This is a genomic window from Paenibacillus alginolyticus DSM 5050 = NBRC 15375 (assembly GCF_000422905.1).
Lineage (GTDB): Bacteria > Bacillota > Bacilli > Paenibacillales > NBRC-103111 > Paenibacillus_E > Paenibacillus_E alginolyticus.
The window spans coordinates 1-12,479 of record NZ_AUGY01000145.1 but is presented as its reverse complement, the minus strand read 5'-3'; the positions used below and the strand labels follow the sequence as shown (position 1 = coordinate 12,479).

Genomic DNA, 12,479 nt, shown 5'->3' with positions numbered 1-12,479 from the left:
CAAGGTGGGGTGATCAGTCCAGTACTTGCGAATCTGTTCATGCACTATACATTCGATAAATGGATGGAATCAAACATCCCCATAATCCGTGGGCAAGATACGCGGATGATGCAGTGATCCACTGTCGTACGAAAGAGGAAGCTGAACGCCTGCTTGAGCAACTCAGAAATAGGTTCAACGCGTGTAAACTCGAACTGCATCCGGATAAAACGCGAATTGTGTATTGCAAAGATGATGACCGTAAAGGGGAGCATTCCGAAATTAAGTTCGACTTTCTGGCTTGGGCACGTACGGATCTGTGAGGGGTAAGGGGCACAATCCGAGATGGAAAGGCCCCGCCTACTCGACTATTTTGCTCGAAAACGCATATGTTACGTTTTCGCGGAACGAGGAGCCTCTATTTCCCGCTTTGAGGCGTAAAAAACCGGTAGAACGCCAAAATGGCGCCCCCACGTTCCGCTTACCGATCCTGCAACGGCATAATCATCGAAATAGCGGCTCCTCGTTCCGTGCAATCCTCAGATTAGCAGCTTTTATGTCCGAATGCCTTCACGTGACCTCATTGGCTGGTAGTGACTTATTAAATTCATAAATTTATATGATCGATACATATATTTTATTGAATTTTATTTATCGAGATGAAAGAAAACTCCAATTGGATGAAACTGTCATTACCAACTAAGATGAGGATAGAACGATTTAACTTCTCATTGAAAGGAAGATGACAGGATGGCATCCGTAACTGGTTTAGAAGGCATTATTGCAGCAGAAACAGAATTGTCCTTGGTGGATGGGGAGAAAGGATATCTTGTATATCGCGGCCATGAAGCTAAGAAGTTAGCCTTGGATAAGAGTTTCGAAGAAGTGGCTTATTTACTCTGGCATGGCGAGCTGCCAACAGAGGAGATGCTTGTCAATTTCAGAGTCCAATGGTCGGCTCATCGGCGTTTGCCCGAAACATTGAAAGCAGCCTTAAATTTGTTGCCATTGGAATGCGACATGATGAGTGTACTGCGTACAGCGATCTCGTTTCTAGGCACAGAGTCCGTGAAGGATGCTGCGTGGCCTCCCCAATATGAGTCAGTTTTAGCACATACAGCTTTACTTCCAACCATTATTGCTTATAAGTATCGACAATCATTGGGACTTCAGCCTATTGAACCTAATCCAGAGCTGGATCATGTTGCCAACTATTTGTACATGCTGACTGGTATAGTACCACAATCTGTACATGTGAAGGTGTTAACAGCTTATTTCATATTAGCAATGGAGCATGGAATGAATGCTTCTACGTTTGCAGGACGTGTAGTGCTGTCTACACAATCTGATATTGCTTCAGCTCTCTGCGCTTCGATTGGCGCGATGAAAGGGCCGCTTCATGGCGGAGCACCGTCTGAAGTCCTTCACATGCTGGATGAAATAGGAACCAAAGATCGCGCAGAAGCTTGGTTGATCGAACAGCTGGAATCGGGTCATCGGCTGATGGGTTTTGGCCATCGCATTTATAAAACGAACGATCCTCGAGCGGAAGCGCTAAGGCAAATTATGACGGAATTAGCCTCAGAGGATCCTTGGTTCGATCTTGCTGTTCACGTTGAAAAGTTGGCCGTCGATTTGTTGGCTGTCTATAAACCTGGCCGGAAATTGTATGTGAACGTGGAGTTTTATGCCGCAGCCGTTATGCGAGCTATTGCTTTACCAAAATCTTTATTTACACCTAGCTTTACAGCTAGCCGAATGGTCGGATGGACGGCTCATTTACTAGAGCAAGCAAGTTGTAATCGTATTTTTCGGCCTCAATCGGTCTATATCGGTAAGATGCCTACTGCCTTGCAATAGCCTTAAAATCTTAAGAAGTGAGGCAGCTGAGCCTTCCTTTTTTTGTCCCATTTGATGAACTAAGACTCTGATTTGAGACAAATAAGAGACTGACGTTCCACATCCAGCTGCCTTAACTTGAAAGCTATATAACTATATGGCAATATAACCGAAAGGTTATATAACATGGAAACAGGATGGTTATTATCATGCGAAATCAAAATAAACCCATCAACCTTTTCGAGATAATTGCCGAAACCAATCGCAGGAACATTATTGACCTTCTAAGAACTCGTCCTAGATCTGTTGGGGAGCTTGTCGAAAGTTCTCAATTGAGTCAACCAGGCGTATCGAAGCATCTTCGTATTTTGCGTGAAGCAGGCTTAGTGACGATTAGCAAGGATTCACAGAAGCACATTTACCATTTACGTGCGGAACCGTTAGTAGAAATTGATAATAGGCTGGAGCCTTATCGTCAAGTCTGGTCGAACAAGCTGGATGCGCTTGAACAGTTTTTAGATGAGGAGGAATAAAATATGTTGGCTTCTGTACAAAAGGTTGAGGGTGGCTATATCGCTCGCTTTGATCGTCCATTGAAGCATTCCGTTGAAAAAGTCTGGGCTGCTTTAACCGAAAATGATAAGCTGGCCAGATGGATGCCTAATCTCCAAGTTGAGGATCTTCGTAATGGGGGTATTATCAAGTTCGATATGAAGGACGATTCAGGGACATATATCGATATGAAAATTACAGATTTCGAACCATTCTCCGTTCTAGAATTCGAATGGGGGAAGGATCGAGTACGTTTCGAATTATTCCCAAAGCCGGAAGGCTGTTTACTCGTATTAAATGAGTTTATTAGCGCAATAACCGATCATACACCGAAAGATTTATCGGGATGGCACATTTGCCTCGATATGATGTACGCTTTATTGGATGGACACTTCATGGACTTTCCAAAAGGCGATTGGGAAAAGTGGTATGAAAAGTACAAAATAGCAGTCAGCAGTATAGAATAGAACAACGCAAATGGTGCTTATAAGCTGGTCTCTCTGTCCTAATGACGGGGGAACAGCTTATTTGTTCTGGCGAAAGCCCATCATCTCCCACACCTCTTTTCTACCAAAAGTATGATAGAATAGGAGAGATATGAGAACAAAGTATATGCTTACGAAGCAAGCTTTCCAAGGAAAGCTTTAAGGAGGCCCTGTATATGTCCATTCGATTCGTAATCGGCAGAGCCGGAAGTGGCAAAAGCGAGCGCTGTCTCACAGAGATGAAGCAGCATTTGGCGACAGAGCCGGAAGGCTATCCGCTTATTTTACTCGTTCCTGAGCAAGCAACGTTTCAGGCGGAGCATGCGCTTGTCTCTGATCCTAGCATTCGTGGAATGATCCGCGCTCAGGTGTTAAGTTTTCACCGTTTAGCATGGCGTGTCATGCAAGAAGAGGGCGGCACAGCGAGGCTGCCCATTGATGATACAGGCAAGAAATTGCTGCTAACCAGCATTTTACATAAATTTAAAGATGAACTTCACTTATTTGGTCATTCGGCTGAACAAATGGGGTTCGTAGACCGATTGAATCAGCTTTTTACAGAAATGAAACGGTATTGTGTAACTGCTAAGCAGCTGGAAGAACACGAGAGTAGACGTGTGGTTACTCTTGGAGAGAGCGGTTTGCTGCGTGATAAAATGCATGACATAGGGCTGGTCTATCGGCAATTTGAAGCTGAGCTTTCCCGTCAGTATTTGGACGGCGAGGATTATTTAACACTTCTGGCGGAGCAAATTCCGAATTCCGCTTATTTGCGGTCGGCATCGGTATGGATCGACGGTTTTCACGGTTTTACGCCGCAGGAGTTTGCGGTGCTTGGCGCACTATTCGCTGCGTGCAAACAGGTGACGGTTACACTTTGTCTTGATCGTGAGCTGCAGGCCGGGGATACGCCCGATGAGCTGGATTTGTTTCACCCGACAGCGACGACGATGGTACGGATGCAAGAACTCATTTGGAAGCTTGGCTTACCGACAGCTGAAGTTCATCTTATGGCTCCTGAAACATCGCCGCGCTATGAAGATAGTCCGGCTCTAGGCTATTTAGAGCGGAATTTCGATCGGCGTATTGGTGGCGGTGCTGGGCGATATACGCCTGCGCCAAACGAGAAATTAAACGACCAGCTTGTTATTAGAGAGGCTGTCCATCGCCGTGCTGAAGTTGAGGGTGCTGTGCGGGATATGCTGCTGCTGGTACGTGAACATGGTGTTCGATGGCGGGAAATTGCTGTCATGGTACGGAACATGGATGGCTATCAGGATTTGTTAAAAGCGGTTTTGACCGATTATGACATTCCTCACTTTTTTGACCAAAAGCGGTCAGTCCTTCATCATCCGCTCGTTGAATTCATTCGCTCAGCCTTGGAAGTTGTGCAGCACAATTGGCATTACGATGCTGTATTTCGGTGTGTCAAAACGGATCTGCTCCTGCCAATGGAAGCAGCTTTCCAGCGGACGGAGCTGGATAAATTAGAGAATTATGTACTGGCCTTCGGCATTCAAGGGTACAGATGGACGGATGGCAAGCCATGGACCTTTAAATTCCGGGCTAATTTAGAGCAAGCGGACGACAGTGGACATGAGCAAACGGCAGAGCTTCAGTCCTTGAATACGAGCAAAGCATGGGTTGTAAGACCACTGCTTGCCTTTTCGAAACGTTTGCAGCAAGCAAGCTCGGTTAAAGAGCAGGTTGAAGCGTTATATGAGCTTCTGGTCACTGTACAGGCTCCTGAGAAATTAGAGTCCTGGAGCCAGCAAGCAATCCAAGATGGGAAGCCAGAAAAAGCGCGAGAGCATGGCCAAATGTGGGATAGTGTCATGGATATGCTGGATCAATTGGTAGAGACGATGGGGGAAGACTCCTTAAGTCTGGAGCTTTTTAACGGACTTATTGAGACCGGTATGGAGAGTATGAAGCTAGGCTTAGTGCCGCCTTCGATGGACCAGCTATTGATCGGCAGCATGGACCGGACACGTTCCAGCGGGATTCGATATGCTTACATTTTGGGCGTCAACGATGGGGTTATCCCTGCACAAATGGATGAAAAAGGCGTTCTTACAGAAGCGGAAAGAAGTGTACTGACAGAGTCGGGCTTGCCAATGGCGGATGGTACTCGCCGCAAACTGCTGGACGAGCAGTTTATTGTGTATACGTCGCTAACCGTACCAGGTAAAAGGCTTTGGATGAGCTACCCGCTTGCCGACGAAGAAGGGAAATCCCTTCTTCCTTCGGAGCTAATCAAGCAGATGAGTCAGCTTTTTCCGGGAACAGAAGCCCCGCTTTTACTTGCTGAACCAGCAGCTGAATCGTCAGAAGGCGAACAGGCGGCTTATATTTCACACCCCATTCAAGCCATCTCCTATTTGGCTGTTCGAATGAAGCATTGGATGTTAGGTGGACGAATGGCTGACCTTTGGTGGGAAACGTACAATTGGTATGCCGAGCAGCCTGCATGGCAGATGAAGCTGCAATCATTAGTTCAGGCGCTGCAATATACGAATAAAGAGAATGGCCTCAGTTCGAAGACCAGCAAGCTTCTATATGGGCAAAATTTACGTGCGAGTGTATCGAGAATGGAGAAGTATGTGGCTTGTCCTTTCTCGCATTTCGTGTCTCATGGCTTAAGACTGCAGGAAAGACGGGTTTACCGACTAGATGCTCCGGATATAGGGCAATTGTTCCACGCAGCTTTAAATCAGTTTGTGCAAAAGCTCCAACAGGATCAGCTTGATTGGGGCTCGCTTACAGCTGAGCAATGCATGGAGCGTTCCGCTCAAGTCGTGGACGAGCTAGCGCCTAGGCTCCAAGGAGAAATTCTATTAAGCTCAAGCCGTTATGCTTACATAGCAAGAAAGTTGAAGCAGGTTGTAGGCAGAGCAGCAGTTGTGCTCGGTGAACATGCCAAGCATGGACAGTTCCAGCCATTGGGGCTGGAGATCGATTTTGGACCTGGCAAAGAATTGCCGTCACTGACCTTTGAGTTAGATAATGGCTGCACCATGGAAATTATTGGTCGGATTGATCGAGTGGATCGAGCGGATGGCGAGCAAGGCGTACTTTTGCGCGTTATTGACTATAAATCGAGTCAAACCTCCTTGCAGTTGTCTGAGGTGTATTACGGTCTTTCCTTACAGATGTTGACGTATCTGGACGTCATTATTACGCATGCGGAGCAGTGGCTGGGCATTGCGGCGAAGCCGGCAGGCGTGCTTTATTTCCATGTGCACAATCCGATGCTCCAACAAAAAAATGCGCTCGATCCCTCTGAAGTGGAGAAGGAGCTGCGCAAACGTTATAAAATGAAAGGTCTAATCACCGCTGATGCGGAAGTAGCCGGTATGATGGACGATGAGCTGGTGAAAAGTGCCGGACACTCACAGCTTATCCCCGTTGCCTTGAAGAAGGACGGAAGCTTTTATTCAACCTCTTCGGTTGCAACGGATGAACAGTGGGATACACTTCGGAAATATGTGCGGAAACAGGTCAAACAGATCGGAACGGGAATCACAGATGGACATGTGGATATCTCTCCGTATCGCTTGGGTAAAAAAACAGCCTGCCTGCATTGCTCGTATAAATCGATTTGTCAATTTGATCCGTTATTTGAAGGCAATGAGGTTCACCAGCTCAAACAACGGGGCAAAGATCAGCTCTGGTCCGATCTGGAGCAAAACGTGAGCCAAGCCTAAAGGCAGAAAGGAGCGTACATACGTGAATAAACAACAACAGCCTAAGCCTCCCGGCAGTACGTGGACGGACGATCAATGGGATGCGATTACACTCAAGGGTCAAAATATGTTGGTCGCCGCTGCTGCTGGTTCAGGCAAAACCGCCGTACTGGTGGAGCGGATTATACGCCGGATATCCAATGAATGGGAGCCGATTGATGTTGACCGTTTGCTCGTTGCGACATTTACCAAAGCAGCGGCATCCGAGATGAAGCATCGCATTCGTGAAGCGCTGGAAAAAGAGTTGATGAAGCAGCCGCATTCGCAGCATTTGCGCAAGCAGCTCGCACTGATGGGACGCGCATCGATAACTACGCTGCATTCCTTCTGTCTCGAAGTCGTTCAACGTTACTTCAGTCTTATTCGGTTGGACCCGGGCTTCCGTATTGCAAACGAAACGGAAGCAGACCTGCTTCGCCAAGACTTGTTAGGCGAAATGCTTGAGCAGTACTACGCCGTGAGCGGAGAGAACAGCGCCTTCTGGCGGCTGGTCGATTCGTTTAGCGGCGAGCGTAACGACGACGCGATCATGCAGCTTATTCAGAAGCTGTATGATGTGTCGCGCAGTCATCCGTGGCCGGAGTACTGGCTCAGGGCGACGGCTTCGATGTTTGGACCAGCGCCGCAGGCACCGCAGGAGGTGCCGGATGAGGCGGCCTCCGTTATACAGGAGGCGCTGCCTTATGTTGCCGCTGCGACTGCGCCAGCGGATTATTCGATCTGGGAGCAGAGTCTGATCCGCGACCTGTCTTTGGAGCTGGAAGGAGCCAATGATCTGCTGCGGCAAGCGCAGCAAATCGCTGAATCGCCTGGAGGGCCGGCTCCGTATTTGGATAATTTGCGAGAAGATTTGCTGCTCGTAAACAATTTGCGTGAAACGACCACGTATCCGTGGTCGGTCTTGTATCTTGGTTTTCAAACGGTCGAGTTCGGGAAGCTAAAAGCTTGCAAGGGCGATGACTACGATAAAGAGCTTCAAGAGGAAGTCAAAGAACTGCGCAATAAAGCTAAAGAGCAAATTAACAAAATGAAAGAAGAGCTGTTCGGACGTACACCGGAACAATTCCATCAAGAAATTGGCGAAATGGCTCCTCTGCTTCACACGTTAGTGGATCTGGTTGTTGATTTCGGACAGCGGTATCAAGAGGCCAAGCAAGCTAAGGGTTTGATCGATTTTGCTGATTTGGAGCATTATTGCTTACAAATTCTTAGCGCTGACGGCTCTATCCCCGGGGAACTGATTCCATCCGAGGCTGCACAGGCATATCGCAGACAATTCGTGGAAGTGCTTCTGGATGAATATCAGGATACGAACCGCGTCCAGGAAGCTATTGTTGAACTGATCTCGAATACGAAGCCTGGTAATCGATTTATGGTAGGTGACGTGAAACAGAGTATATATCGGTTCCGTCTTGCTGAGCCAGGTCTCTTTCTGGAGAAGTATAAGGCGTACCGTTCCAATAAAGAGGTATCAACAGACATGTCTTACGATGGTGGGAGAATCGATTTGGCACGTAATTTCCGCAGTCGCATTCAGGTTGTCGATGCGGTCAATTTTATTTTTAAACAAATGATGAATGAAACCGTTGGTGAAATCGCCTATGATGAGCGCGCTGAACTTGTATACGGAGCGGGCTATCCGCCATCTGCTTCAGATTGTTCGGTGGAAATGCTGATTGTCGATCGTGGGACGGAATTGCCAGACAAGAGTGAATCGTTCAATGAAGAGGCAGACGATCAAGACTCAGAAGCTTTTGGAGAGGGCGCCGAAGGGGCTTCTGATCCCGTAATTGAAGCGCAAGAACTGGAAACAGCGCAGCTGGAAGCCCGCACGATTGCCCGCCAAATTCGAGGATTGCTGGGTGCTGGGGGACAGGAAGCTTTTCAGGTTTTTGATAAAAGAACCGGCGGTGATCGTCCTGCGACCTATCGCGATATCGTGATTTTGCTGCGAGCGACGCAGGCGTGGTCTCCTGTCATTATTGAAGAACTCAAAAAACAGGGCATACCGGCCTACGCGGAACTAAGCACGGGATATTTTTCTGCAACCGAAGTTGAAGTGATGCTTTCCTTGTTGAAAGTCATTGACAATCCGTATCAAGATGTGCCTTTGGCGGCTGTACTGCGTTCACCGGTTGTGCAGCTAACCGCTGAGGATTTAGCACAAATCAGGGTCGCAGATAAATCAGTGGCTTTTTACGAGTCTGTTTTACAGGTAGTAAAAAGTGCAGAGTCAGAGGATAACGATGCTCTTTTACAAAAGCTGAACCATTTTCTTCGGCTTCTGGAAAAGTGGCGGAATGACGCTAGACAAGGCTCCCTTGCAGATTTAATTTGGAGTATCTATAAACAAACGGGCTACTACGATTTCGCCGGTGGATTGCCGGGGGGCATGCAAAGACAAGCAAATTTAAGAGCGTTATACGATCGTGCAAGACAATATGAAAGCACATCTTTACGTGGATTATTCCGCTTCCTGCGTTTTATCGAACGAATGAAAGAGAGTGGCGGAGATCTGGGCACAGCACGTGCGCTCGGTGAACAAGAAGATGTGGTTCGCATCATGTCCATTCATAAAAGTAAAGGGCTTGAGTTCCCTGTTGTATTCGTGGCAGGAATGGCCAAAATGTTCAATCAGCGAGATTTGAATGATGCTTTTTTACTGCATAAAGAGCTTGGCTTCGGACCTCGGTTTGTGGATACGAATTTGCGTGTAAGCTATCCGACACTGCCTTCCTTAGCTATTAAAAGAAGAATGAAGCTAGAGCTGCTTGCAGAGGAAATGCGCGTCTTGTATGTTGCTCTCACAAGGGCGAGAGAAAAGCTGTATTTACTTGGGACTGTGAAATCACTCGATAAGCTGCTGCGTGGTTGGGGGCGTCATCTATCTAGGACAGATTGGTATTTGCCGGACTTTGAACTGGCGAAAGCTCGGAGCTATCTCGATTGGGTCGGGCCTGCCCTGCTTCGTCATCCAGATGCGGCTCTTTGGAGAGAACGCCTAGGCATTAGTGAGGCATCCTCTGGCGTGCGTCTGCTGCAGGATCCTTCACAGTGGAAGTTGACGGTTATCCAGCCAGAGAGCTTGCATATGGAAGAAACGCTGGAAGCTGAGAGCGTGGTACCCGACACAGACCGATTGTCAGCTGTTTATCAAAGTCATTCTGTGCCTACGGTGGGCAGATGGAAGGATTGGTTGGAGGATCGGCTTTCTTGGACATACGAATACCCGGATGCGCCTAAGCATTTTGCTAAGACCACTGTGTCGGAAATGAAGCGGTTGTCTGAAATGAATCGCCTAGCGGGAGAAATGGAATTTCCATCTGGAGCAGAGACTGCTGTTTTGGATGAGTCTCAGATGAAGCCAAAGACTGCGGTATGGCGCAGGCCTAGATTCATGGAAGAGAAAAAGCTAACTGCAGCTGAAAAAGGGACCGTTGTTCATGCTGTCATGCAAAATCTTTCTTTGCAAGAATCGCCGACGACATCAAGTATACAGGCAACTCTTGCGGAGATGCTGAACAAACAAACGCTCACGCAGGAGCAGTGTGATGTTGTGGATATTCCGGTTATATTGAAGTTTTTCGAAACAGAGGTTGGCAAACGGATGGTACAAGCTGCGAACGTGCAGCGTGAGGTGCCATTTAGCTACGGACTGCCTGCAGATGAGGTCTATATGGGAACAGACCGCTCCACGAAAGGTGAGACAGTGTTAATTCAAGGGGTTATCGATTGTTTATTCGAAGATGAGCTAGGTCTCGTGTTGGTTGATTATAAAACGGATGCGGTAAAGGGAAGCAGTGATTCAGAACTGATGGTACGTTATGAGAAGCAAATTTCACTGTATACCCGGGCCGTTGAACATATTTGGAAGCGTCCTGTAAATGGGAAGTTCTTGTATTTCTTTGATGGGGCGAAATTGTTGGAGATGTAAAGATAGATAGATAGATAGATAGATAGATAGATAGATAGATAGATAGATACGGAGCATATGACATGCTTAGAGAGGAGATGAGTTATGCGGATTTTACATACGGCTGACTGGCACTTCGGTCGAACACTCGAAGGACGCAGTCGGTTAGAGGAACAGACAGCTTTCATGGATGAGCTTGTGCAGATTGTGCAAGATCAAGGCATCGATTTGGTTCTGATCGCAGGAGATATCTATGACAGTGTAAATCCTCCCGCTGCTGCGGAACAGCTTTTCTATGAAGGCATTGCCAGATTGGCTGACGGCGGTAAGCGCCAAGTGGCCATTATCTCCGGCAACCATGATCATCCGGATCGGCTTGCAGCTTCAGGTCCGCTTGCGGCTAAACAAGGGATCACGATAATTGGCTTACCGGTCCCTGACATTCAGTCAATAGGTATCGCTAGAACAGGTGAGTTGGCACGACTGATTGCACTCCCGTACCCGTCGGAATCGCGACTCAAGGAGCTGCTATCGGATGTTGCCGAGGAGGAAGTGCTGCGCAGTAAATATTCCGAGCGAGTGGGTGCGCTTATTCGTAAACAAGCAGCTTCTTTTGAAGCCGGCACGGTAAATCTGATTATGAGCCATTTGTACGTTCTCGGCGGTCATGAAACGGAATCGGAGCGCCCAATCCAAGTAGGAGGCGCCTACACGGTGGATACGAATGCTCTAACGGCAGGAGCGCAATATGTTGCACTTGGCCATTTGCATAGACCGCAAAATGTGAAAGCAGCATCACCTATCCGTTACTGTGGTTCTCCTATTGCCTACAGCTTCTCAGAAGCGGGTCAAGCGAAGTCGGTCACAGTTCTCGATCTAGCTCCGGGACAAGCGGCAGAGCCTAAAGAGATATTTCTGACTTCGGGCCGCCCTCTTGTTAGTTGGAAAGCTAAAGAAGGGATTGGTCAGGTACACCAGTGGCTGGATGAACAACGCGATGCCAATGCCTGGATTGATTTGGAAGTCACGATGACAGAAGCCATGTCCATTGAGCAGATTCAATCACTGCGCAAAGCATATGAAGGCTTCATACATATTCGACCCATTTACCCAGAGATGGAGGCAGTCCGAGCTGTTGTATCGAGAGCTGATTTGTCGATGGAGGAGCACTTCACACGCTTTTATTCGCGTCAAACAGGTGGCGCGCAGCCTGAGCCTGAATTGGTTCGGTTGTTTTTGGAGCTGCTGCAGGAGAAGGATTTGGCGGATGCTGCTGGGGAGTAGGGATGGGGGAGGGAAACCTTCAATTCCTTTCAAACCCTTGGTAGTTACTGGAACATTTAGTAGTCACGGAAGCATGCTTCTTAGTATTCATGGAACACCAAATGTAATCACGGAAACACACTAAGTACTCATGGAAACTCCAAAAGTACTCATGGAAACACACTAAACACTCATGGAAACTCCAAAAGTACTCACGGAAACACGCTAAGCTCTCATGGAAACTCCAAAAGTAATCACGGAATCATACTAAGCACTCATGGAATCACCCTATGTACTCACGGAAATATTCAGCATTCACTCTTTCTTCCTTCCACGAGCTGTAAGCTGCATTTTGTGCATGTATATCAAGCGATACTCTGAAGCCCCCTAATTAGATTGGAGTCATCAATATGCAATAAGGTACAATATTGGTGAGGGGGAATGAGACGTATGAAAAGCAATATCCTATATGATGAGCAACGAATCAAGGTAGCTCAAGAGGCACTTAGTGGAACGAAGTTATCTTATCTTGCACGTAAATATTCAGTGTCTCCTAGCACGATCACGAACTGGGTTAAGTTCTACAAAGAAAGATTTGGTGAGGAATCCCTTCCTTCTGTGAGTGAGCGTATAGAAGATTCTAAACGCCTTCAGGAGTTGGAAACCAAGATGGATACAGCCATTAAGCTGCTTGGAGAAAAG

8 protein-coding genes are annotated in these 12,479 nt (G+C 47.4%); all 8 read left to right on the top strand.

Annotated elements, in window-relative coordinates; translation table 11 throughout:
• Positions 1–59 precede the first annotated feature (59 nt).
• Positions 60–302 carry a reverse transcriptase domain-containing protein gene (locus G519_RS0135670; RefSeq protein ID WP_244280333.1) on the top strand — a complete coding sequence of 81 codons (243 nt, stop codon included), beginning with the start codon at positions 60–62 and terminating at the stop codon, positions 300–302.
• Positions 303–729: 427 nt separating this feature from the next.
• Positions 730–1,839, top strand: a complete 1,110-nt coding sequence (locus tag G519_RS0135665; protein WP_029198666.1) for a citrate synthase/methylcitrate synthase — start codon at positions 730–732, stop codon at positions 1,837–1,839.
• A gap of 188 nt (positions 1,840–2,027) precedes the next feature.
• The gene (locus tag G519_RS0135660) at positions 2,028–2,351 is read left to right on the top strand and encodes an ArsR/SmtB family transcription factor (protein ID WP_029198665.1); all 324 of its coding nucleotides are present in this window, start codon (positions 2,028–2,030) and stop codon (positions 2,349–2,351) included.
• Between the two features lie 3 nt (positions 2,352–2,354).
• Positions 2,355–2,837, top strand: coding sequence for an SRPBCC family protein (locus G519_RS0135655; protein ID WP_029198664.1), 483 nt, complete (start codon positions 2,355–2,357; stop codon positions 2,835–2,837).
• A gap of 194 nt (positions 2,838–3,031) precedes the next feature.
• Entirely contained in the window at positions 3,032–6,562 is a 3,531-nt protein-coding gene (gene addB / locus G519_RS0135650) for a helicase-exonuclease AddAB subunit AddB (protein ID WP_029198663.1), read from the top strand.
• Positions 6,563–6,584: 22 nt separating this feature from the next.
• A complete protein-coding gene (gene addA / locus G519_RS0135645; RefSeq protein WP_029198662.1) occupies positions 6,585–10,535 on the top strand; it encodes a helicase-exonuclease AddAB subunit AddA in 3,951 nt (1,316 codons plus the stop codon).
• 84 nt (positions 10,536–10,619) lie between these two features.
• Positions 10,620–11,798 (top strand): exonuclease SbcCD subunit D, encoded by a 1,179-nt coding sequence (locus G519_RS0135640; RefSeq protein ID WP_029198661.1) that lies wholly within the window; start codon positions 10,620–10,622, stop codon positions 11,796–11,798.
• A gap of 429 nt (positions 11,799–12,227) precedes the next feature.
• A partial coding sequence (locus G519_RS0135635; protein ID WP_029195754.1) for a helix-turn-helix domain-containing protein occupies positions 12,228–12,479 on the top strand: 252 nt, incomplete at its 3' end.